Below are 23,238 nucleotides of genomic sequence, written 5' to 3'. Positions count from 1 at the left end.
GACGGCGCACCGGCACGAACCGGAGCGCCGCCCATTTTCATCCGACTCCGGCATCCATCGGAGCCATCGACTCAAAAAGTCGAACCGCAACAGCGAGAAACACATGCAGCGCAGAAATATCCTCAAAGCCCTCACCGCAGTCGTCGCCGGCGCGGCGATCCTCACCAGCTTCGGCGCGCACGCCGACGACAAGGTCATCAAGGTCGGCACGATCGGCGGTCCGGACGCGCAGATCTGGGAAGTCGTCACCAAGGTTGCGAAGCGCGAAGGCCTGAACGTAAAGGTCGTCGAGTTCAACGACTACATCCAGCCGAACGCCGCGCTCGACGCGGGCGACCTCGACGCCAACAGTTTCCAGCACCAGCCGTACCTCGATAGCCAGATCAAGCAACGCGGCTACAAGCTCGTCAACGCGGGCCTCACGTACATCTCGCCGCTCGGCGCGTACTCGAAGAAGCTGAAGTCGCTGAAGGACCTGCCGCAAGGCGCGAAGGTCGCGGTGCCGAACGATCCGTCGAACGAAAATCGCGCGTTGCTGTTGCTGCAGGCGCAAGGCCTGATCAAGCTGAAGGACGGCGCGGCCACGGGCGGCAACAACGCGACGCCGCTCGACGTCGTCGACAATCCGAAGAAGATCAAGTTCGTCGAGCTCGACGCCGCGCAACTGCCGCGTTCGCTCGCCGACGTCGATGCCGCCGTCATCAACACGAACTTCGCGCTGGCCGCCGGCCTGCAGCCGACCAAGGACGCGATCGCGCTCGAAGACATCCACAGCCCGTACGCGAACCTGATCGCCGTGCGCACGAAGGACAAGGAGCAGCCGTGGGTGAAGAAGCTGGTCGCCGCGTATCAGTCGGAAGACGTGCGCCAGTTCATCAAGACGCAGTTCAAGGGTTCGATGGTGCCGTCGTTCTAAGCGACGCGTTCGGCGCGATCACACGCGCAGTCGCATAGCATCGAGAAAAGCACGCGCCGCACAGGCGCGTGCTTTTTTTATAGCTCCAACTCCCATCTTTCGATCATCAGATCGTGGCCGAAGCGGCGCTGCGTCGCGCTGTCGGCCAGCTTGAACCCAGCGCGCTCGCAAAGCCGCCGCGGCTCCGCCAATCCGTTCGCGGTGGTCAGCGTCAGCTTCGTGTAGCCCGCGCGCCGCGCGAAGCGCACGCATTCGCTGATCAGCTGCGTGCCGATGCCGAGTCGCCGCACGTCCGGTTCGACCCACAGCAGGCGTATGCCAGCGACCGTCGTCGAGACCCCGACGAGGCAAACCGAGCCGACCACCAGACCTTCCTGTTCAGCGATCCAGCACTTCTCGCGCAGTGGGTCGTTGCGCTGCGCGTACTCGGCGACGACGCGCGCGAGCAAGCCCTCGAACGTGTGATCCCAACCGTACTGCGCGGCGAACCACTGCGCCTGCCGATGCACGAGCCAGCCGCATTCGCCGGCGCGCGGCTGACGCAGCACCACGAGCTCATGCTTCGGCTGGTCGCCGAGCAGCCGCTCAATCAGCTTCATCGCGGCGATCAACTGCTCCTGCGATAGCGCGCTGAGTTTGTCGAGCAGGCCGAGTGCTTCGTGGATGGCGGCAGCGTCGAGCGGCGCGTAGGTTGCGTGGCCGTGCTCGGTGAGCGCGATCAGCGACTGGCGCGCGTCGGTGTCGGACGGGCGGCGCGAGATCAGGTTGCGTCGCTCGAAACTGGTCAGCAAGCGGCTCAGATAGCCACTATCGAGTCCGAGCGCGCGCCCGAGCACCGATGCGGTCTGCGCACGGGCACGCGATAGCTCGTGCAGCACGCGCACTTCCGTCAGCGAGAACTCGCTTCGCGCCAGATGCTCGTGCAGGGCGCCGATGCACTGGGTATAGAAGCGATTGAAATGGCGGACGGCCTGAGCGCGCCGCAGCGCCTCGGAATCAGTCAAGGACGGCTCCCCCGAAACTTTTTGTGGTCGGTACAGCGCACTATATCGGCACGACCCTTATTTACAAAGCCAGTCCATCGCAGCCACGCGCCAAGTGGTATTAAACAGGTATTGATCATTGAGAGTGTTTTGATACCACTAAAGGCCGTTCGCCGCTCGCTGGTATCGCCGGTTGGTCCGATTCGGGAAAGTCCTGGTCTGCGAATCCCTTTCTCATCAGCCCGCAAAACTGCCTCTGAGCCTTATCTGATAAGGCTTTCCGGTGGTATCGACCGGCATGGTACCAGTCCGTTGACTGGTATTATGTTGGTTATATAATGGGCTCTCATTTTTCGAGGCCGTGCTGCTCGCGGCGTCCTTGGAGCCCCATGGAAACTCGCTGGTCCGCATTGATGCCTGACGTGCGCAACGTCACGCCGCTCTACCTGCAGCTCGCGCGCAACCTGGCGACGGCGATCCATTGCGGCGTCTGGTCGGCCGGCGAGGCTCTGCCTTCCGAGCGCACACTGTCCGACGCGATCGGCGTATCGCGCATCACCGCGCGCAAGGCGATCGAACTGCTGGTCGAGCAGGGGCTGATCCGGCGCTCGCGCGGCGCCGGCAGCTTCATCACGCCGCGCGTCGAAGACCCGCTGTCGCGTCTCACCGGCTTCACGAAGAAGATGCAGCAGCGCGGTTTTCGCCCGGATTCGGTCTGGCTCGAACGCGACGTGCGCGCTGCCAATCGCGACGAGCTGCTGCACCTCGGCCTGTCGCCGGGAGCGGCTGTCGCGAGCCTGCGGCGGCTGCGGCGTGCGGACGGCATCGTGATGGCGGTCGAGCATTCGGCGCTGCCGGTCGCGATCGTGCCCGATCCGCTCGTGATCGGCGACTCGCTGTACAGCTATCTCGAGCAACGCGGCGCGGCTGTGGTGCGCGCGCTGCAGCACTTCCGCGCGGTCAACGCGTCGAGCGAAATCGCCGCGCTGATGGACATCGAACCGCGCACCGCACTGCTGGTCATTACCCGTATCGGCTACAGCGCGGATCAGCGCGCGATCGAGCTGACCGACACCTATTGCCGCGACGACTACTACGACTTCGTCGCTGAATTGCGCACCTGAATTGCGAGGGCCGCATAGGCCGCAGGTCCGGCGAACGCATTTTTGCCGCATACGCATCACGCACCAGAGAGACTTATGCTGACCGGAAACATACTCACCACCGAAGGGTGGATCCACGGCACGCTCGAATACGAAAACGGCCGCATCACGGCGCTGTCAGGCGAGCGGGTCGATCCGTCGACGAACGACGCGCCGTACATCCTGCCCGGCTTCATCGATCTGCACGTGCATGGCGGCGGCGGCGCCGACGTGATGGAAGCCGGCGACGCGATCGAAACGATCACGCGCACGCATGCGCGCTACGGCACCACGAGCCTGCTCGCCACGACGATGACCGCGCCCCGCGACGAACTGATGAACGTCGTCGCCGGGCTCGGCACCGTCACGCGGGTGCGCACGCCGGGCTGCGCGCGCGTGCTCGGCGTACATCTGGAAGGACCGTATATCAACCCCGGCAAGCTCGGCGCGCAGCCCGACGCGGCGGTATCGGCGGTGTTGGACGAGGTGCTCAAGTATCTGTCGATCGCGCCGATCCGCGTCGTCACGCTGGCGCCCGAGATCGCCGGCCACATGGAGATCATCTCCGAGATGGCGGCGCGCGGCGTGCGCGTGCAGCTCGGCCATTCGCTCGGCACCTACGACGACGCGGTCGCCGCGCTCAAGCACGGCGCGTGCGGCTTCACGCATCTGTTCAACGCGATGTCGCCGCTGCATCACCGCAACCCTGGCCTCGTCGGCGCAGCGCTCGCGCACGCCGAGTACGCCGAAATCATTCCCGACCTGCTGCACGTGCATCCGGGTGCGATCCGCACCGCGCTGCGTGCAATACCGCGCCTGTATGTGGTGACGGACAGCACGTCGGCCACCGGCATGCCCGACGGCGAGTATCGCCTCGGCAGCCAGCACGTGACCAAGTGTCTCGGCGGCGTACGTTTGGCCGACGGCACGCTCGCGGGCAGCACGCTGACGATGGATCAGGCGCTGCGCAATCTTGTCTCGATCGGCCTGCCGATCGCCGATGTATCCCACCGTTTGTCGCGCTACGCCGCCGACTATCTCGGTATCGAAGACCGCGGCCGCATCGCGCGGGGTGCGTGGGCCGACGTGGTCGTCTTCGACCGCGAGCTGGCGCTTAGCGCAACCTACGTCGAAGGAGAAGCCATTGTCGAATATGCTTAAAGAAGCGCTCGCGTCCGCCGCAACGGTCGCCGAGCAGCTCAAGGACACCTCGCGCGTCGCGGCGCTCGCCGCGAAGCTCGCGCAACAGCCGCGCCACGTCGCGCTGACCGTCGCGCGCGGCAGCTCCGACCACGCCGCCAGTTACTTTGCATCGCTGACGATGAGCCGCCTGGGCGTGCCGGTCGCGTCGCTGCCGATGTCGGTCGCGACGCTGCAGCAGGCGCCGCTGCAGGTGCGCGATCAGCTTGCGCTCGCGTTTTCGCAATCGGGCAAGAGCCCCGACCTCGTCGGCACGATGAACGCGTTGCGTGCAGCCGGCGCGCTGACGGTCGCCGCCGTCAACGCACCGAGCTCACCGCTGGCCGACGCCTGCGAGTGGCATCTGCCGCTCGTCGCCGGTCCCGAACTGAGCGTCGCGGCGACCAAGAGCTACATCGCGATGCTGTCGATCTCCGCGCAGCTGGTCGCACATTGGCAGAACGACGCCGAGTTGCTCGCTGGACTAAATACGCTGCCCGACGCGCTGGAACGCGCGGGCCGGCTCGACTGGTCGATGGCCGTCAACGAGTTGCGCGGCATCGAGCGGATGATCGTGATCGGCCGCGGCCTTGGCCTCGCGATCGCGCAGGAGGCCGCGCTGAAGCTGAAGGAAACTTCCGGCATCCAGGCCGAAGCGTTTTCGAGCGCGGAAGTGCGTCATGGTCCGATGGAACTGATCGATCGCGACTATCCGCTGCTCGTGTTCGCACCGCGCGGGCCAGAGCAGGCGGGTCTGCTGCAACTCGCGCACGACATGCGCGCGCGCGGCGCGCGCGTGCTGCTCGCGGCACCCGACGACGTCGCGGACGCTTCGCTGCCGCTCGTCGCTACCGCACACGCGGCGCTCGATCCGATCGCCGCCATCCTGTCCTTTTACGTGATGGCCGCGGATCTTGCCGCCGCGCGCGGGCGCAATCCGGACGCGCCACGCCATCTGAACAAAGTCACCGAAACTCACTGACGAGAACGACGATGCGACGTGTCGAGAAGTCCAACCTGATGAGCCATTCCGAAGATCACATTGTTTTGCTTGCACCGCTGACCGGCCCGGTCGTGCCGCTTGCGAAGGTGCCGGACCCGGTGTTTGCGGGCGGCATGTTCGGCGACGGCATCGGCGTCGATCCGCTCGAGGGGCGGCTCGTCGCGCCGTGCGACGGCGTCGTCACGCATCTCGCGCGCACCGGCCACGCGGTGACGCTCGAGAGCGCCGAAGGCGCGCAGATTCTGCTGCATATCGGTATCGACACGGTCGGGTTGAACGGCAAGGGCTTTGCGCCGATGGTGGGGCAGGGCGCGCAGGTTCGCGCCGGTGACGTGCTGATCGAGTTCGATCAGGATCAGGTCGCGCTGAATGCGCCGAGCCTCGTGTCGGTGATCGCGGTTGCGAATTCGGAAGCGTTCGAAATCATCGAGCGGGCGCCGGACGGTCACGTCAAGGCAGGCGAAACGCCGCTGCTGGTGCTGCGCGCGCGCGAAGGCGTCAGCCATGACGCGGTGCGCGAGGCGTGCGCCGCGCAGGTGATGGACGAAGCGCGCCGGCAGATCACGCTGACGCACGCGGGCGGTCTGCATGCGCGGCCCGCGGCGCGAGCGCGGGAAGCGGCGCGCGGCTTCGACGCGCGCGTCGAAGTGCGCTACGACGGACGCAAGGCGCCGATCGAAAGCGTCGTGGGTCTGCTCGGACTCGGTGCCGGCGAAGGCGCGAGCGTCGAGTTGCTCGGCGTCGGTCCGCAGGCGCAGGCGGCGGTCGATGCGATCGCCGATGAACTGACGCGCGAAGCGCACGGTGACGTGGAACAGAAACCCGCGCGGCCGGCGACAGCACCGGCGAGCGTGGTTGCCACGCCCGCCGCGGGCGAGCCGCTCGCGCCGAATACGCTCGCTGGCGTATGCGCGGCGCCGGGCGTCGCGGTCGGCAAGCTGGTGCGCTGGGACGACGCGGACGTCGATCCGCCGGAGCAGGCGAGCGGCACGTCGGCGGCGGAGAGCCGTCTGCTCGACAAGGCGATCGCGACCGTCGACGCCGATCTCGACACGATCGTGCGCGATGCGTCGCAACGCGGCTCGGTCGGCGAGGCGGGGATTTTCGCGGTGCATCGCGTGCTGCTCGAAGATCCGACGCTGCTCGACGCCGCGCGCGATCTGATCAGCCTCGGCAAGAGCGCGGGTTTTGCGTGGCGCGAGGCGATCCGCGCGCAAATAGACATCCTGAGTAATGTCGAAGACGCACTGCTCGCCGAGCGGGCCGCCGATCTGCGCGACATTGAAAAGCGCGTGCAGCGCGCGCTCGGCTACACGAGCAGCGCGGCCCGCACGCTGCCGGACGAGGCAGTGCTCGCGGCCGACGAATTCACGCCGTCGGATCTGTCGTCGCTCGATCGCACGCGTGTGACCGCGCTCGTGATGGCGCGCGGCGGCGCGACCTCGCACGCGGCGATTCTCGCGCGTCAGGCGGGCATCCCGGCGCTGGTCGCGGTCGGCGACGCGTTGCATGCGATTCCCGATGGCACGCAGGTGGTGGTGAACGCGAGCACCGGCCGGCTCGAATTCGCGCCGACCGAACTCGACGTCGAACGCGCCCGGTGCGAACGCAGCCGCCTCGCCGACGTGCGCGAAGCGAATCGCCGCACGTCGCAACAGGCAGCGGCGACCTCCGACGGCCGCGCGATCGAAGTGGCCGCCAACATCGCCACACTCGACGACGCGAACGCCGCGGTCGACAACGGCGCCGACTCGGTCGGCCTGCTGCGCACCGAGCTGCTGTTCATCCACCGCCCGGCCGCGCCGAGCGCGGACGAGCATCGCCACAGCTATCAGGCGATCGTCGATGCGCTGCGCGGCCGCACCGCGATCATCCGCACGCTCGATGTCGGCGCGGACAAGGAAGTCGACTATCTGACGCTGCCGCCCGAGCCGAACCCCGCGCTCGGCCTGCGCGGCGTGCGCCTCGCGCAGGTGCGCCCCGATCTGCTCGACGACCAGCTGCGTGGCCTGCTCGCGGTGCGTCCGATCGGCGCCGTGCGCATCCTGCTGCCGATGATCACCGACGCGGGCGAACTGATCCGCATCCGCAAGCGTATCGACGAACTCGCACGCGAAGCGGGCAGCACCGAGCCGGTCGAAGTGGGTGTGATGATCGAAGTGCCGTCGGCTGCATTGCTCGCCGATCAGCTCGCACAGCACGCCGATTTCCTGTCGATCGGCACCAACGACCTGACCCAATACACGCTCGCGATGGACCGCTGCCAGCCCGATCTCGCGGCGCAGGCGGACGGCCTGCATCCGGCGGTGCTGCGGCTGATCGCGGCGACCGTCGAAGGTGCAGCGAAGCACGGCAAATGGGTCGGCGTGTGCGGCGCGCTCGCCGGCGACCCGCTCGCGATGCCGCTGCTGGTGGGCCTGGGTGTGACCGAGCTATCGGTCGACCCGGTCTCGGTGCCCGGCATCAAGGCACGCGTGCGTACGCTCGACTATCAGTTGTGCCGTCAGCGTGCCCGCGATGCGCTCGCGCTCGACTCGGCGCAGGCGGTTCGAGCCGCAAGCCGCGCGACGTGGCCGCTCGATTGACGGATTAATCAATTGGAGAACCCGCACGCCGTGCGTCCGGCAGTACGGCTGCCTTCACGCGCGGCGCGCTTCTCCGCATCGCTGCACTACTCACCGAAGAACGTACCCCCGAGACAAAACTGGAGATACCGATGGATGCAAATCCGTTTCTGAAGATACAGCGCCTGGGACGCGCGCTGATGCTGCCGATCGCGGTGCTACCGGTCGCCGGCCTGCTGCTGCGGCTCGGCCAGCCCGACGTGTTCAACATCAAGATGATCGCCGATGCGGGCGGCGCGATCTTCGACAACCTGCCGCTGTTGTTCGCGATCGGCGTGGCGGTCGGCTTCGCGAAAGACAATAACGGCGTCGCGGGTCTGGCTGGCGCGATCGGCTATCTGGTGCAGATCGCGGTGATGAAGGACATCAACGACAAGCTCAACATGGGCGTGCTGTCGGGGATCATCGCGGGGATCGTCGCGGGGCTGCTGTACAACCGCTACAAGGACATCAAGCTGCCCGACTACCTGGCGTTCTTCGGCGGCAAACGCTTCGTGCCGATCGTGACAGGGGTGGTCTGCGTGGTGCTAGGGATCATATTCGGCCACGTGTGGGCACCGGTGCAGAGCGCGATCGACCTGGCCGGCCACTGGCTCACGACGGCCGGCGCGCTCGGCGCCTTCGTGTTCGGTGTGCTGAACCGCTTGCTGCTCGTCACGGGCCTGCATCACATCCTGAACTCGCTGACGTGGTTCGTGTTCGGCAGCTTCACGCCGGCCGGTGGCGCGGCGGTCACGGGCGACCTGCACCGCTTCTTCGCCGGCGACCCGACCGCGGGCACCTTCATGACCGGCTTCTTCCCGGTGATGATGTTCGGCCTGCCGGCCGCGTGTCTGGCGATGTTCCACGAGGTGCCGAAGGAGCGTCGCGCAGTGGCCGGCGGCCTTCTGTTTTCGATGGCGCTCACGTCGTTCCTGACCGGTGTGACCGAGCCGATCGAGTTCAGCTTCATGTTCCTCGCGCCGGTGCTGTATGCGATCCACGCGCTGCTGACGGGGCTGTCGCTCGCGATCTGCTCGGCGCTCGGCATTCACCTCGGCTTCACGTTCTCGGCGGGCTTCATCGACTACGTGCTGAACTTCGGTCTGTCGACGAAGGGCTGGTGGGCGATTCCGCTCGGCCTCGTGTACTCGGTCGTGTACTACGGTCTGTTCCGCTTCTTCATCCGCAAGTTCAACATGGCGACGCCGGGTCGTGAGCCCGCCGCTGCTGAAGAGCAGGTCGAGTCGTTCGCGGCGGGTGGTTTCGTCGCGCCGGCGGCCGGTGCGGCCGTGCCGCGCGCGCAGCGTTATATCGCGGCGCTCGGCGGGGCGGCGAACCTGTCGGTCGTGGATGCATGCACTACGCGTCTGCGTCTGTCGGTCGTCGATGCGGACAAGGTCTCCGACAGCGAACTGAAGTCGATCGGCGCGCGTGGCGTGCTCAAGCGCGGCGCGAATAACGTGCAGGTGATCATCGGACCGGAAGCGGACATCATCGCCGATGAGATGCGTACGGCGATCGCGCAGGGGCAGGGCGACGCAGTGAAGGCGGCTGCTGCTGTAGCGGCGCCGGCTGCTGCCGCGCCGGTCGCGCGAAACGTTGGGCACACCGATGGCGCGCAAGGCGGTCCGCTCGACCCCGATCCGCTGCGCTGGCTCGCCGTGTTGGGCGGCGCGGGCAACGTGGTATCGCTCGATGCGGTGGCGGCGACGCGTCTGCGCGTGGTCGTGCGCGATCCGTCGGCGGTCGATCGTCAGCGTCTCGCGACGCTCGATACGGCATGGGTGTCGACCGACACGTTCCATATCGTCGTCGGCGAGGCCGCGCAGCGCTATGCGCAGAAGCTGGCCGAGCGCCTGTCGTCGCAAGGCGGTGGGGCGGGCGCGGCGCCGGTGCCGGCTTGATCGGTTGATGGCTGTCGGCGATTGTTGAGATAAGAAAGCGGCACCTTTTCCCAAGGTGCCGCTTTCGCGTTTACGACCAAAGCGTGCCGCCTAGCGAGTCACCTGTTTTGCCGAGCGCGCCAACTCGCGCGATTCGAGCCACATCACATTGACGACACCGAACGCCAGTGCGACGCCAACGCCGAGAATCCAGCTGAAATACCACATCACGAACTCCTGTTTTCCTGTTGGAGCATGGTGCCGCTCAATACATCGAATGGTGGTTTTCCTTGATCGCCGCGGCGGTCACCTTGCCGCGCATCACGCGATACACCCAGCCGGTATAGAGCAGGATGATCGGCAGGAACAGGATCACCGCGAACAGCATGATCTCGAGCGTCATCTGGCTCGACGTCGAATCCCACATGGTCAGGCTGCTGCGGCCGTCGAGTGATGAAGGCATGATGAATGGGAACATCGCGAAGCCCGCGGTCAGGATCACGCCAACGACCATCAGCGACGTCGACAGAAACGCCGTCGCCTCGAAGCGCGAGCGCGCGAGCAGCACCGCGAGCACCCCGCCGACGAGACCCGCGAGCGGCGCGATCGCCGTCCACGGATAGAGCGCGTAGTTGTTCAGCCACAAACCCGGCGCGCCGATCACGGTCTTCATCAACGGATTGGAGACCGCGTCGAGCGGCGGCATGTCGACGATCTGATAGCCGCCGATCATCGTCGCGACGAGCGCGCCCGCGACGAGAAACAGCACCAGCGTGCACAGCGCCGCGAGCCGCAGCGCCTTCGACGCGCGCTCGTGAACCTCGCCATCGGTCTTCCACTTGACGAACGCCGCGCCGTGCGCGGCCAGCATCGACACGCTGACGAGACCCGTCAGCAGCGCGAACGGATTGAGCAGGCCGAAGAAGCTGCCGTGATAGGTGACGCGCAGATCGGTGTCGAACGAGAACGGCACGCCTTGCAGCAGATTGCCGAACGCGATGCCGAACACCAGCGCCGGCACGAAGCCGCCGATGAAGAGGCCCCAGTCCCACGCGTTGCGCCAGCGCGGATCCTCGCGCTTGCCGCGATAGTCGAAGCCGACCGGGCGGAAGAACAGCGCGAACAGCACCAGCAGCATCGCGAAGTAGAAGCCCGAGAACGATGCCGCATAGGCGAGCGGCCACGCCGCGAACATCGCGCCGCCTGCGGTCACGAACCAGACCTGGTTGCCTTCCCACGTCGCGCCGACCGTGTTCACGACGATGCGGCGCTCGGAGTCCGTTTTGGCGATGAACGGCAGCAGGATCGCCGCGCCCATGTCGAAGCCGTCGGTGAGCGCGAAGCCGATCAGCAGTACACCGATCAATACCCACCAGATCAGTTTGAGGGCTGCGTAGTCCATATGGCTTATTCCTCTGAGGCGGTGTGGCGGCGCGTCACGCGGCCGTGTTCGACAGCGGCTGCGACACCTGCTGCTCGATCTCGTGGTGATAGCGGCCCGTATGCAGCGACGAAGGGCCGAGCCGCGCGTACTTGAACATCAGCATGATCTCGATGACGAACAGCCCCGTGTAGAACAGCACGAAGCCGGCGATGCTCAGATACAGATCGCGCGGCGTCAGCGTCGATGCGGCCAGGTTGGTCGGCAGAATGCCCGCGATGCTCCACGGCTGGCGGCCCATTTCCGCGACGATCCAGCCGAGTTCGGCGGCAAGCCACGGCAGCGGAATCGCGATGACCGCCCAGCGCAGGAACCAGCGACGCTTTTCGAGCAGCAGCGTGCGCTGCGCGCAGAACCAGAACGCGAGCACGAAGGTCGCGAGGAACAGCAGGCCCAGGCCGACCATCATGCGGAACGAGAAGAACAGCGGCAACACTGGCGGAATCGTGCTCTTTGCCGCGGCCGCGATCTGCTCTGGCGTCGCATCAGTGACGTTCGGCGCGAAGCGCTTGAGCAGCAGGCCGTAGCCGAGATCGTCCTTGTACTTGTCGAACGCGGCGTGCGCTTCGTCGCTCGAGTCGCCGCCTTTCAACTTCTGCAGCGCCGAGAAGGCGAGCATGCCGTTCTTGATGCGCCCCTCGTTTTCGGCGATCAGGTCGCGCAGGCCGACCACGGGTTCGCTCAGCGAGCGCGTCGCGATGATGCCGAGCGCGTACGGCACGCGGATCGCGTAGTCGGTGCGCTGCTCCTTTTGGTTGGGAATACCGAATACCGTGAACGGCGCCGGCGCGGGCGCGGTTTCCCATTCGGATTCGATCGCGGCGAGCTTGACCTGCTGGACTTCACCGGTGCGATAGCCGGATTCGTCGCCGAGCACGATCACGCACAGCGCCGACGCGAGGCCGAAACCGGCGGCGATCGCGAACGAGCGCAGCGCGAATTCGGTGTCGCGGCGCTTCAACAGATACCACGACGACACCCCGAGGACGAACATCGCCGCGGTCACGTAACCGGCCGACACCGTGTGCACGAACTTCACCTGTGCGACCGGGTTGAAGATCACCGCGCCGATGCTGTCGAGCTCCATGCGCATCGTCTGGTAGTTGAACTTCGCGCCGACCGGATTGTTCATCCAGCCGTTGGCAACCAGAATCCACAGCGCCGACAGGTTCGATCCGAGCGCGACACAGAACGTGACGATCAGATGCTGCACTTTCGACAATCTGTTCCAGCCGAAGAAGAACAGACCGACGAACGTCGATTCGAGGAAGAACGCCATCAGTCCTTCGACGGCGAGCGGCACGCCGAAAATGTCGCCGACGTAATGGGAGTAATAGGCCCAGTTGGTGCCGAACTGAAACTCGAGCGTGAGGCCGGTCGCGACGCCCATTGCAAAGTTGATGCCGAACAGCTTGCCCCAGAACTGCGTCATGTCCTTGTAGATCTGCTTGCCGGTCATCACGTAGACCGACTCCATGATGACGAGCAACCAGGCGAGGCCGAGCGTGAGCGGCACGAACAGAAAGTGATAAAGCGCCGTGATGGCGAACTGGAGCCGCGACAGTTCTACGACTTCGCTAACGGGCATGTTGATCACCTCCGGACGGATGCGGGGCGGGCACCGACAGCAGCGCCTGCGCGACCTGCCGAGGCGGCAGCATCATGTGCTCCGCCTGCGGATGACTGAAGAATGTGAACTTGATCGCCAGCAGTAGAGCGAACTTGATGGCGAGGATGATGGCAATATCGCGCGCCGGCGTGGGACCGCGCACCCACCTGGTGAACCCGCCGCGCAAGCGCGACCGGACAGTGCTGCTGCGATTGAGGGCTAGGGTCATGATCGGTCGAAAGACGACTTCACGCCGGAGAGTCCGGCCGGATCCAGACCGCCCTTGCCGTCAGGCAGTCTGGCGAATGCATGCCGATTGTAGGAGGGGGAACCTCGCGCGCTCAGAGTTAGCCATGCGGCATCAGGTCGCGAAACTTGCCGCGTCTGTGCAGTATTGCTACCGGACTTGCGATACGTCAAGAAAGGCTTACCGGCCTCGACAGGCCGGCTTGGGGATAGGCCGACGCGAATGCGCGCCGGCCGGGGGGCGCACGAATGGGCGAAAGGAATGAAAAAGCCCCGCCGTCTTGCGAGGGCGGGGCTCAAGCGCGATGGCCGCTAAATAGTACGCGACCGGCTACCGTGCGTCGCTTTTACCGATCTCTTGGGCAGGACACATTCGACGCGCGCATGGCTTCGACGCATTTACGCGTATTCGGTCAGCGCGCCGCGCATCTTCTTCATCGCGCTGGCTTCGATCTGCCGGATACGCTCGGCCGACACGCCGAACTCGTCGGCCAGCTCGTGCAGCGTGGAGCCGCCCGAGCCGTCGTCGGCCACCTTCAGCCAGCGCGCTTCGATGATGCGGCGGCTGCGCGGATCGAGCGCGTCGAGCGCGCTTGCGATGCCGTCGCTTTGCAGCCGGTCGCGCTGACGCGAAGCCAGCACGGCGGTCGGCTCGCTATGCGAGTCGGCCAGGTAGGCGATCGGCGCGTACGACTCTTTACCGTCTTCGACCTGACCTTCGAGCGCGATATCGCCGCCCGACAGACGCGTTTCCATCTCCGCGACCTCTTCGCGCTTCACGTTCAGTTCCTTCGCGAGACCTTCGATCTCGTCCGGCGTGAACGCGCCGAGGCCCTGCTTGTGGCTGCGCAGGTTGAAGAACAGCTTGCGCTGCGCCTTGGTCGTGGCGACCTTCACCATGCGCCAGTTGCGCAGGATGTATTCGTGGATCTCTGCCTTGATCCAGTGCATCGCGTACGACACGAGGCGTACGTTTTGCTCGGGATCGAAGCGCTTGACCGCTTTCATCAGGCCGATGTTGCCTTCCTGGATCAGGTCGGCGTGCGGCAACCCGTAGCCCAGGTAGTTACGCGCGATCGACACGACGAGTCGCAGGTGCGACAGCACGAGGCGGCGTGCGGCCTCCAGATTGTCGTGTTCGCGCAATTCGGTGGCGAACTGGCGTTCTTCCGCCGGCGTCAGCATTGGAATCCGGTTGACCGCCTGAATGTAGGCGTCGATGTTGCCCAGTTGACCGGACAGCAGCGAGGAATGCGAGAGCGCCAGTGCACCTGCCGGAGCGGCCTTAGCCGACGACGGGCTCAAAGTACTCGGAAGGGTCATTGCATGGCTCACGTGTGAAGCTCCTTTGGAATCAGACAATAGCGTACTCAGTAAACGACTCCAGCGATGGATGTTAGCACTCAGATCTGCCGAGTGCTAATACTTAGAGGTCGCAGGGGTATCCAAGTTCCCGAAAATCCTATTGAATCTTGACTTCTGATAGCCATCATACGCTCTATTTGCGCTGTGTGTTGAGCCCGTACAAATTACCGTTCGAGGCGGCTACAGACTCATGATCGACTGACGTCGTCCGATTTCAGGGAGAATAATTGCCGTTCGGGCGCATTAACTGGAACATACTTGCCCCGGAATCCATGCTTAGAATAAAGGGGGCGCTCGCTTAATAGTCATCAGTATGGGGGGCCGAATGAACAAGAAGAATCTTGTGGTCCGTAGACTTACTCTAAAAAGTGCGTTGGCCGTTCTGCTGCTGGGTGCGGCGGGCGCCTCCCGGGCTGACCGGTTCGGCGTGCAAGTGGCCGCCGGCGTCGGTGATCGTCTCGTCAAGAGGCTCGATCTCGGCGCGGTCTGGGACCCGAACCTCACCTGGTGGCAGATCGGCGACTGGCATTTCGCGCTGATCGGCGAGGCGCACGTCGCGTGGTGGCACACCGATGAAGGAAACGTTCACGACAACATCGGCGAGATCGGCGTGATGCCGGTGATCCGCTTCGTCAAGTCGTCGGGTTCAGTGCGGCCATTCATCGAGGTGGGTGCCGGTGTCGGATTGCTGACCAGTCCGCGCATTTCTTCCGACTTCACGTTGGGCACCGCGTTCCAGTTCACCGAGATGGCGGGCGTTGGGCTGCAGTTCGGCGCTCATCAGCAGTATGCCGCCGGCTACCGCTTCCAGCATGTTTCCAATGGCGGTATCAAAGAGCCGAATCCTGGTATAAATTTCAGCCAGCTATATTTGCAATATCACTTCTGACCGTGGCCCCTTGTGGCTCGCGGTGTTCGAGGGGCTCTGCAATGGCGGCAAAGATGATCGAAGCGATTCGCGGGCTCGAGCGAGAGCGATTTCGCGCGATGGTCGACGGCGACGGGCAGTCGCTCGACACGCTGCTCGCGGACAACGTGAGCTACGTTCATACGAACGGCAAACGCGAGACGAAGCGACAGTTCATCGACGGGATCACCGCGGGGCGCCGTCGTTATCGGCAAATCGAAGTGCAGTCGCAGGAAGTTTTGCCGGCCGGGCGCGAAACCTACGTGGTCACGGGACGCGCGCTGATCGAGATGGAAGCGAACAACGGCGCGCTGCTGTTCCCGATTGCTTATACCGCGATCCACACGCACGAAGACGGCCAGTGGCGGCTGATCGCATGGCAGGCGACGCGTTGCGCGCTGGAGTGAGATTCTCATCGCGCGGGCGCGCCTCGTGAGCGCGCCCATCCTGGCGGCGGAATGCTGGGTGCGCACTCCTCCGCCGCAAGCTCAAGTCGGATTTACGCGATTACGCAATCCTCAGCTTTATCGCGGCTGTTTGCGCCGTATTCATCGCGCTCGGCATCTGCGTCGCGCGGCTCGCGTGTGCCGCGCATCGCCACTTCTCCCGCATATGGATGCCGCGCGGCCACGGGAAGCCCCGTGCAGTGCTCCGCCACACGCCGGATCGTCGCGAGATCCGAGAAATCCAGACCGCTGTCGATACCCATCGTGTCGAGATTCATCGCGAGCGTGACGAGATCGACGTTGCCGGTGCGTTCGCCATTGCCGAACAGACAGCCTTCGATGCGATCCGCGCCCGCCAGCAGCGCGAGCTGCGCCGCGGCCACCGCGGTGCCGCGATCGTTGTGCGGATGCACCGACAGCACAATGCTGTCGCGGTAGCCGAGGTTGCGGTGCATCCATTCGATCTGGTCGGCGAATACGTTCGGCGTGGCCGCTTCGACGCTCGCCGGCAGGTTGACGATCATCTTGTGATGGCGCGTCGGCCGCCACATTTGCGCGACCGCGTCGCACACCTCGCGTGCGAACGGCAGCTCGGTCGTGTTGAAGGTCTCGGGCGAGTACTGGAAGATCCAGTGTGTGCCCGGCCGCGCCTGCGCATGTTCCTTGATGACGCGCGTGCCTTCGACTGCGAGCGCCTTGATCTCGTCCTTCGATTGCTGAAACACGATGCGCCGGAACGACGGGCAGATCGCGTTATACAGATGCACGATCGCGCGCGGAGCGCCGTCGAGCGCATCGAACGTGCGTGCGATCAGCTCCGCGCGCGACGGCACGAAGACCTCGATCGTGACGTCGTCGGGAATGCGCCGCTCGTCGATCAGCTTGCGCACGAAGTCGAAATCGGTCTGCGACGCCGACGGAAAACCCACTTCGATTTCCTTGAAACCGATCGCGACCAGCATCTCGAAGTACTCGAGCTTCTGCGCGGCGTTCATCGGTTCGATCAGCGCCTGGTTGCCGTCGCGCAGGTCGGTGCTCATCCAGACGGGCGCGGCGTCGATCGTGCGACTCGGCCACTTGCGACCGGTCAGGCGCACGGCGGGAAAAGGGCGGTACTTTTCAGCGGGATTGCGCAACATGGTGAAGTGCCTCATTCGTGGTGTCGTCGGCGGAGGTTGGGACGTCGAGCGGTTGGCCGACTGTCACGCATGCACGATGCGGATGCCCGAGGCAACGTGCATTTGATCCTCTCGCTTCGTCCGCGCGGTAAACGGACGAATACAAACGACGACAAGATTGTGGAGAACTACGACGGGGTGAAGCGAAACTGCGGGAACTACCGGGAGGACCGCCGACGGCAACCGGAGCTGCCAGCGCGCGGCGCTACGCGTGACTTACGCCAGGCGTAGCGATATGGGCCGCGCTAGGCGGCCGGAGATAATTCGGAGGGTGTTCGGAAGGGAACGCATGGGGCCAAATGTATGACGGCGTGTGCTGGCCTGTCAACCCGCGACCGTCAGGCCGCCGTCTTCGCGATATCGACGATCAGCTCGACCTGCCGTTCGATCGCGCCAGGCGCCGGTGCTTCGCCGCGCAGCACGGCGTCGATCCAGGCGGCCGTGGTCGCGGCGTCGCGCGCTTCGGGCAGCTCGACTTCGGGCGCATCGGGCGACGAGCGCTCGTGCGGCAGCCGCGTCTCGCAGATGCCGTCATGCAGCCAGTCGACCTGCACCTGGCGGCGCGTATCCGCCACCGCCTCGCCTTCGGTGCCGCGCGCGAGCAGCGCACCGCCGACGGCCGCATCGGGATGCGTGATGAACAGCTGCGTAAGGCTGTCGCGATACGGCGGATGCGTGTAATTCACGAGCCGCAGCCCCGCGGGCGCGAATGGCTGCAGCAGCTTCACCAGCGTATGCGTCGAGTTGCGCACGCCCATGCGCCGGCGCAGCGCGAGCAGGCGCGCGAGCTTGGGCGCGAGTACGTCGATCGACGCGAACGCGACGCGACGCTCGGCGAGACCCGCTTCGATCTGCGCGTGCGACTGCGCATGGGCGATGCGCAGATGCGTGAAGATTTCCGCGCTCGTCACGCGACCCGGATCTTCGGTGACGCCGTGGACGAGCACCGGCACGCCTTCGCGCGCGAGCAGCAGCGCAAGCAGCGGCACGAGGTTCGGCTGCTTGCGCGCGCCGTTGTACGACGGAATCGACACGGGCCGAAACGCGCCGTGCGGCAGCCGCACCGGCTCGAACGACGTATGCGCTGCGGCCAGCATCGCGGCGAGTTCGTCGGCGGTTTCGCCTTTCACGCGATACGCGAGCAGCACCGCGCCGAGCTCGAGCTCGGCGACGCGGCCGTCGAGCATCGCGGTGTAGAGCGCGCGGGTGTCGTCGGCGGTCAGCGCGCGGGCGCCGTTCGGGCCGCGGCCGATTTCCTTGATGAAGCGGGCGCAGGGGAAGGGAGAAGTCGTAGTGGTCGAGTCGGTCATCGTGCGCAGAGGGCGGGTGGCGTGCCGCGCTTGGGCGTCGGCTACGGCATTCGGGAAGCTATTCGGTGTGAGTATCGCATCTATGGCGAGCGGGCGAACAGCGGCGCAGCGGGCACGCGATGACGCGCGACCGCCCGTCTGACACGCACCCGCGCCGTGCCGCGCGTTACACTCGATGTTTCTCGCCGCCTCGGCGGCGCCCATCGAAAAACGGAGAACGGGATGAGTTACGTGTTTGCACCCGCACCGCAGGTCGCGGTGCCGGTCGTCGGGTCGAGCGAGCAGTTCGCGGTGCGCCGCATCTATTGCGTGGGGCGCAACTACGAAGCGCATGCGCGTGAAATGGGCCACGACCCGGACCGCGAACCGCCGTTCTTCTTCTCGAAGCCGGCCGATGCGGTCGTCTACGTCGCGCCGGGCACGACCGGCGAATTCCCGTATCCGTCGCAGACGAAGAACGTCCATTTCGAAATGGAAATGGTCGCGGCGATCGGCGAGGGCGGCAAAGACATCCCCGTCGAGCGCGCGCTCGACCACGTCTACGGCTATGCGCTCGGTCTCGACATGACGCGTCGCGACCTGCAAGGCGAAGCGAAGAAACTGGGCCGTCCCTGGGATACCGCCAAGGGCTTCGATCACTCGGCGCCGTTGGGCCCGATCCATCCGGCTTCAGCAGTTGGTCACATCGGCAAGGGCGCGATCTGGCTTTCGGTGAACGGCGAGGACAAGCAGCGCGCGGACGTGTCGCAACTGATCTGGTCGGTGGCCGAGACGATCGCATATCTGTCGACGCTGTTCGAACTGCGGCCCGGCGACCTGATTTTCACGGGCACGCCGGAAGGCGTCGGCGCGGTCGTGAAGGGTGACCTGATGAAGGGCGGCGTGGACGGACTCGGCGAGTTCAGCGTGCGCGTCGTCTGAGACGGCTTGCGAGCAGGTGGAGGAGGCAGACAACATGAAGCTCTACAGCTATTTCCGTAGCTCGGCGTCGTATCGTGTGCGCATTGCGCTGAACGTGAAGAACCTGTCGTACGACTATGTGCCCGTGCACCTCGTGCGCGAAGGCGGCGAGCAGCTGAAGCCCGAGTATCGCAAGATCAACCCGGACTGCATCGTGCCGACGCTCGCCGACGGCAGTCATTTGCTGCCGCAGTCGCTCGCGATCATCGAGTATCTCGAGGAGACGCATCCGGAGCCGCCGCTGCTGCCGAAGGCGCCGCTCGATCGCGCCTATGTGCGCTCGGTGGCGCTGCAGGTCGCGTGCGAGATTCATCCGCTGAACAATCTGCGCGTGCTGCGCTATCTGAAGCACACGCTGCGAGTCGACGACGACGCGAAGGACGCGTGGTACCGGCACTGGATCGATGCAGGCTTCGCGACGCTGGAGGCGCATCTCGCCGGCGAGGCGCGCACCGGCAAACTGTGTTTCGGCGACACACCGACACTTGCCGACGCGTGCCTGATTCCGCAGGTTTTCAACGCACAGCGCTTCAAGGTCGACACCGCAAAGTTTCCGACGATCCAGCGCATCTACGACCACGCGATGCAACTCGATGCGTTCGCGCGCGCCGCGCCGGGCGTGCAGCCGGATGCGGAGTGAGCGCGGGATCGCGTGACACGGCGACGGCCGCTCGAAACGAAAAAAGGGCACTCTGTGGAGTGCCCTTTTCCTTTTGTTCGCCGCAAGCGGCGAGCGCCGCAGCGCTCACACGTTCGCGCGATCAGCCGCCCAGCAGCGCGTCCGAAAACTCCTCCGCGCTGAACGGCTGCAGATCCTCGACCTTTTCGCCGACGCCGATGAAGTACACCGGAATCGGCCGCTGCCGCGCGATCGCCGCGAGGATACCACCCTTCGCCGTGCCGTCGAGCTTGGTGACGATCAGGCCGGTGAGGCCGAGCGCGTCGTCGAACGCCTTGACCTGCGTGAGCGCGTTCTGTCCGGTGTTGGCGTCGATCACGAGCAGCACTTCGTGCGGCGCGCCGTCCTGCGCCTTGCCGATCACGCGCTTCACCTTGCGCAGCTCTTCCATCAGATGCAGCTGCGTGGGCAGGCGGCCGGCCGTGTCGGCCATCATCACGTCGATCTTGCGCGCGCGCGCGGCGCCGACCGCATCGAAAATCACAGCGGCCGGATCGCCGCTTTCCTGCGCGACCACGGTCACGTTGTTGCGCTGGCCCCAGACGGCGAGCTGCTCGCGCGCGGCGGCGCGGAAGGTGTCGCCGGCGGCGAGCAACACCGACTGGTGAAAGCTCTGCAGATGCTTCGCGAGCTTGCCGATGCTGGTGGTTTTACCCGCGCCGTTGACGCCGGCGATCATCATCACGAGTGGCTGCGCGCGGCCGAGCATTAGCGATTTTTCGAGCGGCTTCAGCAACTCGACGAGCAGCGCGCGCAATGCGGTTTTGACCTGCTGCGGGTCCGTCAGGCGTTCGGTGCGCACTTTCTCGCGCAGCGATTCGAGCAGGAATTCGGTCGCCTCGACGCCGGCGTCCGACATCAGCAGCGCGGTTTCGAGTTCCTCGTACAAGTCCTCGTCGATCTTCGTGCCGACGAAGATGCCGGTCAGGTTCGAACTGGTTTTCGCGAGGCCGCTCTTCAGGCGCGTGAGCCACGAGCGCTTCGCGCCGGCGTCCTGCACGGGCGGCGGGACGATTTCGACGCTGTCGAGGTCGGCGTCTTGCGGTTCGGGCTCCGGCTCGATGATGGTCGTGACCACAGGCGGAGCGGGGGGCGCGGTAGGCGTGACGGGTTCGACGGGCGCAACCTCGGCCGCGTGCGTCGCGTCGTCTTGCGCCGCCAGCGTTTCGTCTGCGGCGGTATCGGACTCTTTCGAACCCTTGAATCGTTTGAAAAAGCTGAACATGATCTGACGTATGGGAGAGCGCGACGATGCGCGCAGCCGGCACGGGACCGGCGAAGCGGTGGGCAGCGCCGGGATGCGAAAGGGCGGGCGCTGGCAGCCGCACATTTTATCAGGCGTGCCGCGGCGCGTCGTATTGGCCGGTCGGCCAGGCTGGACGCGCGCCGCCCCTGTGGTAACGTGGGCGCTCCGGCCCGCGCGCATCGGCGTCGCGGGCATATTCACCACCTAGCTGAAACTGCACGATACTGCATGCCTCGTTTAGCACCTTCACGCGCCGCTGGCGCTTCGTCCAAAGGCGGCAAGCCGCATGCCATTCGCATCATCGGCGGCGACTGGAAACGCACGCCGCTGCCCGTGCTCGATCTGGACGGCTTGCGCCCGACGCCCGACCGCGTCCGCGAAACGCTGTTCAACTGGCTCGGCCAGCGCCTGGACGGCCAGCACTGTCTCGATCTGTTCGCCGGCAGCGGCGCGCTCGGCTTCGAGGCCGCGTCACGCGGCGCGGCGCGCGTGCTGATGGTGGAGCGTCATGCGCGCGCCGCCGGCCAATTGCGCGCGAACCAGCAGCGGCTCGATGCACACGTGATCGAAATCGCCGAGGCGGACGGCCTGCGTCTTGCGGCGAGCCTCGCGCCAGGCTCGTTCGACGTCGTGTTCCTCGATCCACCGTTCGATGCCGACCTGCTCGGCAAGGCGCTCGCGGTGGCCGTGCCGCTCGTGCGCGCCGACGGCTATCTTTATGTCGAGGCCGGCGAAGCGCTCGAACCGACCGCTCATCAGTCGCTCGCGGGCTGGGAGGTCGTGCGGCAGGGCAAGGCGGGCGCAGTGCACTTTCATTTGCTGCAGCGCGAAAATAAGGAATAATGCGCGTTCCAAAAAAGGGCCGGGCGGTTTATCGTCATCCGCGCCGGTGCCAAATGCGTCGCTTGGACGTGCCCTTTTGTCTGAAAAGAGGAGAAGTCTCATGGTAGTCGCCGTGTACCCGGGCACGTTCGACCCGCTGACGCGCGGTCACGAGGACCTCGTTCGGCGCGCGTCGAGCATTTTCGACACGCTGGTGGTGGGTGTGGCCGACAGCCGTGCCAAGAAGCCGTTTTTCACTCTCCAGGAGCGCCTCGCGATCGCGCACGAGGTGCTCGGCCACTACCCGAACGTCCAGGTGATGAGCTTCAAAGGGCTGCTGAAGGACTTCGTGCGGAGCAACAACGCACGGGTGATCGTCAGGGGTCTGCGCGCGGTATCGGACTTCGAGTACGAGTTCCAGATGGCGGGCATGAACCGCTATCTGCTGCCCGACGTCGAGACGATGTTCATGACGCCGTCCGATCAGTATCAGTTCATCTCGGGCACGATCGTGCGGGAGATCGCGCAACTGGGCGGCGACGTCAGCAAGTTCGTATTTCCGTCGGTCGAAAAATGGCTGAAGGAGAAAGTCGCGTCGCTGGATCCGCAGGGCGGTGCCCAGGGGGCGTGAGCCAGAGTCGCGCGAATGGCCGGTTTTGACGGATCATTTAACCGACGCAGTGTAATGTCAGCTACCCTTCGCGGCCTTGGCGAATGCCTCGGCAAGTTTGTCGAAGTGTCGGAGGGCGGCGGGCGTTAGCTCGACCTGTTTGCGGCGAGCATCTTCGGTGTCGTTGAGTAGGAGCCAGCCTTTTTCGCGCATTGACGTGATGCGGGCATGCAAGGTGGCCGGAGACCCGAGCGCGCTTTGGGCCATCATGTCTCGAACCGACAGGCGTTCGTTTTTTTGCCTCATGCGAGCTACGAACTCCAGGATCTTTTCTTCGAGCGGATCGAGCGCGGGAAGTGAGGGAAGACCTCGCAGTGCCTCGGTCAATTGAAGAAATCGAAGATAGATATCAGCAGGGCGGGTCATGACCATCGCTCCAACGAAAACGCCGCTCACCCGAGCGCGAAAAGCGAACCTTTGATACTGCCCAGCGGAAACCGGGCCTCTTTATTTTATCTCCATGTCTAGCTTGGGCGGGCGCTGACGGCACTTCAGGGGCGCGATGGCGACACGCTCATATCGCCTCTCTACGGAGTGCGTATGGCCCTATGGTCGTCGACCAGGGGGCGAAGGCCGTACGGTGCTACGTGCTCATAGAGGATCGGCCAATCGACAGCGAGTAGCGGAATCGTCGGGTCTTTCCGGCA

The 23,238-nt window shown here is 65.3% G+C and carries 21 protein-coding genes and 1 pseudogene; 12 read left to right on the top strand and 10 right to left on the bottom strand.

Annotated features, from left to right (window positions below):
• Nucleotides 1–103 precede the first annotated feature (103 nt).
• On the top strand, nt 104–916 hold the full coding sequence (locus QFZ94_RS28635; RefSeq protein WP_429461036.1) for a MetQ/NlpA family ABC transporter substrate-binding protein: 813 nt from the start codon (nt 104–106) through the stop codon (nt 914–916).
• Nucleotides 917–993: 77 nt separating this feature from the next.
• Here QFZ94_RS28635 and QFZ94_RS28630 read toward each other — a convergent pair whose 3' ends face one another.
• Complete coding sequence (locus QFZ94_RS28630) at nt 994–1,920, bottom strand: bifunctional helix-turn-helix transcriptional regulator/GNAT family N-acetyltransferase (RefSeq protein ID WP_429461034.1); 927 nt, start codon at nt 1,918–1,920, stop codon at nt 994–996.
• A 368-nt stretch (nt 1,921–2,288) separates the two neighbouring features.
• Here QFZ94_RS28630 and QFZ94_RS28625 point away from each other — a divergent pair, with 368 nt between their 5' ends.
• From QFZ94_RS28625 to nagE, 5 genes are all read left to right on the top strand, one after another.
• A complete protein-coding gene (locus tag QFZ94_RS28625; protein WP_013088293.1) occupies nt 2,289–3,023 on the top strand; it encodes a GntR family transcriptional regulator in 735 nt (244 codons plus the stop codon).
• Nucleotides 3,024–3,098: 75 nt separating this feature from the next.
• Nucleotides 3,099–4,202, top strand: a complete 1,104-nt coding sequence (gene nagA / locus QFZ94_RS28620; protein WP_410848192.1) for an N-acetylglucosamine-6-phosphate deacetylase — start codon at nt 3,099–3,101, stop codon at nt 4,200–4,202.
• The gene (locus QFZ94_RS28615) at nt 4,186–5,202 is read left to right on the top strand and encodes an SIS domain-containing protein (protein WP_410848191.1); all 1,017 of its coding nucleotides are present in this window, start codon (nt 4,186–4,188) and stop codon (nt 5,200–5,202) included. Before nagA ends, QFZ94_RS28615 begins: the two co-directional genes overlap by 17 nt.
• Before the next feature lie 38 nt (nt 5,203–5,240).
• The gene (ptsP, locus tag QFZ94_RS28610; protein ID WP_429461944.1) at nt 5,241–7,808 is read left to right on the top strand and encodes a phosphoenolpyruvate--protein phosphotransferase; all 2,568 of its coding nucleotides are present in this window, start codon (nt 5,241–5,243) and stop codon (nt 7,806–7,808) included.
• A 131-nt stretch (nt 7,809–7,939) separates the two neighbouring features.
• On the top strand, nt 7,940–9,733 hold the full coding sequence (gene nagE / locus QFZ94_RS28605; RefSeq protein ID WP_429461031.1) for an N-acetylglucosamine-specific PTS transporter subunit IIBC: 1,794 nt from the start codon (nt 7,940–7,942) through the stop codon (nt 9,731–9,733).
• Between the two features lie 90 nt (nt 9,734–9,823).
• Here nagE and cydX read toward each other — a convergent pair whose 3' ends face one another.
• From cydX to rpoH, 5 genes are all read right to left on the bottom strand, one after another.
• Entirely contained in the window at nt 9,824–9,940 is a 117-nt protein-coding gene (gene cydX / locus QFZ94_RS28600; protein WP_368584405.1) for a cytochrome bd-I oxidase subunit CydX, read from the bottom strand.
• A gap of 37 nt (nt 9,941–9,977) precedes the next feature.
• Complete coding sequence (gene cydB, locus QFZ94_RS28595; protein WP_368584406.1) at nt 9,978–11,114, bottom strand: cytochrome d ubiquinol oxidase subunit II; 1,137 nt, start codon at nt 11,112–11,114, stop codon at nt 9,978–9,980.
• Nucleotides 11,115–11,148: 34 nt separating this feature from the next.
• Nucleotides 11,149–12,741 (bottom strand): cytochrome ubiquinol oxidase subunit I, encoded by a 1,593-nt coding sequence (locus QFZ94_RS28590; protein WP_429461029.1) that lies wholly within the window; start codon nt 12,739–12,741, stop codon nt 11,149–11,151.
• The gene (cydP, locus tag QFZ94_RS28585; RefSeq protein WP_429461027.1) at nt 12,731–12,991 is read right to left on the bottom strand and encodes a cytochrome oxidase putative small subunit CydP; all 261 of its coding nucleotides are present in this window, start codon (nt 12,989–12,991) and stop codon (nt 12,731–12,733) included. Before cydP ends, QFZ94_RS28590 begins: the two co-directional genes overlap by 11 nt.
• Before the next feature lie 416 nt (nt 12,992–13,407).
• Nucleotides 13,408–14,343 (bottom strand): RNA polymerase sigma factor RpoH, encoded by a 936-nt coding sequence (gene rpoH / locus QFZ94_RS28580; RefSeq protein WP_429461025.1) that lies wholly within the window; start codon nt 14,341–14,343, stop codon nt 13,408–13,410.
• A 355-nt stretch (nt 14,344–14,698) separates the two neighbouring features.
• Here rpoH and QFZ94_RS28575 point away from each other — a divergent pair, with 355 nt between their 5' ends.
• Nucleotides 14,699–15,262, top strand: coding sequence for an acyloxyacyl hydrolase (locus QFZ94_RS28575; RefSeq protein ID WP_429461023.1), 564 nt, complete (start codon nt 14,699–14,701; stop codon nt 15,260–15,262).
• 41 nt (nt 15,263–15,303) lie between these two features.
• Nucleotides 15,304–15,687: a nuclear transport factor 2 family protein gene (locus tag QFZ94_RS28570; protein WP_013088304.1), complete on the top strand. Its 384-nt coding sequence runs from the start codon at nt 15,304–15,306 to the stop codon at nt 15,685–15,687.
• A gap of 191 nt (nt 15,688–15,878) precedes the next feature.
• Here the strand turns inward: QFZ94_RS28570 and QFZ94_RS28565 are convergent.
• Both QFZ94_RS28565 and ybiB read right to left on the bottom strand, forming a co-directional pair.
• Nucleotides 15,879–16,865: pseudogene (locus tag QFZ94_RS28565) on the bottom strand (2-isopropylmalate synthase); the annotation flags it as partial.
• Nucleotides 16,866–17,242: 377 nt separating this feature from the next.
• Nucleotides 17,243–18,214, bottom strand: a complete 972-nt coding sequence (ybiB, locus tag QFZ94_RS28560) for a DNA-binding protein YbiB (RefSeq protein ID WP_429461021.1) — start codon at nt 18,212–18,214, stop codon at nt 17,243–17,245.
• A gap of 222 nt (nt 18,215–18,436) precedes the next feature.
• Between ybiB and QFZ94_RS28555 the strand changes: the two genes are divergently transcribed.
• Nucleotides 18,437–19,135, top strand: coding sequence for a fumarylacetoacetate hydrolase family protein (locus QFZ94_RS28555; RefSeq protein WP_368584412.1), 699 nt, complete (start codon nt 18,437–18,439; stop codon nt 19,133–19,135).
• 34 nt (nt 19,136–19,169) lie between these two features.
• Nucleotides 19,170–19,814 carry a maleylacetoacetate isomerase gene (gene maiA / locus QFZ94_RS28550; protein WP_410848187.1) on the top strand — a complete coding sequence of 215 codons (645 nt, stop codon included), beginning with the start codon at nt 19,170–19,172 and terminating at the stop codon, nt 19,812–19,814.
• Nucleotides 19,815–19,935: 121 nt separating this feature from the next.
• Here the strand turns inward: maiA and ftsY are convergent, their stop codons facing one another.
• Nucleotides 19,936–21,078 carry a signal recognition particle-docking protein FtsY gene (ftsY, locus tag QFZ94_RS28545; protein ID WP_429461018.1) on the bottom strand — a complete coding sequence of 381 codons (1,143 nt, stop codon included), beginning with the start codon at nt 21,076–21,078 and terminating at the stop codon, nt 19,936–19,938.
• 249 nt (nt 21,079–21,327) lie between these two features.
• Between ftsY and rsmD the strand changes: the two genes are divergently transcribed.
• Both rsmD and coaD read left to right on the top strand, forming a co-directional pair.
• On the top strand, nt 21,328–21,942 hold the full coding sequence (gene rsmD / locus QFZ94_RS28540) for a 16S rRNA (guanine(966)-N(2))-methyltransferase RsmD (protein WP_368584416.1): 615 nt from the start codon (nt 21,328–21,330) through the stop codon (nt 21,940–21,942).
• Nucleotides 21,943–22,042: 100 nt separating this feature from the next.
• Nucleotides 22,043–22,552, top strand: a complete 510-nt coding sequence (gene coaD / locus QFZ94_RS28535; protein ID WP_368584417.1) for a pantetheine-phosphate adenylyltransferase — start codon at nt 22,043–22,045, stop codon at nt 22,550–22,552.
• Nucleotides 22,553–22,609: 57 nt separating this feature from the next.
• On the opposite strand, the gene QFZ94_RS28530 is transcribed toward coaD, so the two are convergent.
• The gene (locus tag QFZ94_RS28530) at nt 22,610–22,957 is read right to left on the bottom strand and encodes a winged helix-turn-helix domain-containing protein (RefSeq protein WP_368584418.1); all 348 of its coding nucleotides are present in this window, start codon (nt 22,955–22,957) and stop codon (nt 22,610–22,612) included.
• Nucleotides 22,958–23,238 lie beyond the last annotated feature (281 nt).

It is taken from the genome of Paraburkholderia sp. JPY465 (assembly GCF_050436725.1).
GTDB classification, from domain to species: domain Bacteria; phylum Pseudomonadota; class Gammaproteobacteria; order Burkholderiales; family Burkholderiaceae; genus Paraburkholderia; species Paraburkholderia youngii.
Note: the sequence above shows the minus strand (reverse complement) of the source record. Positions and strands in the feature narration are given on the sequence as shown.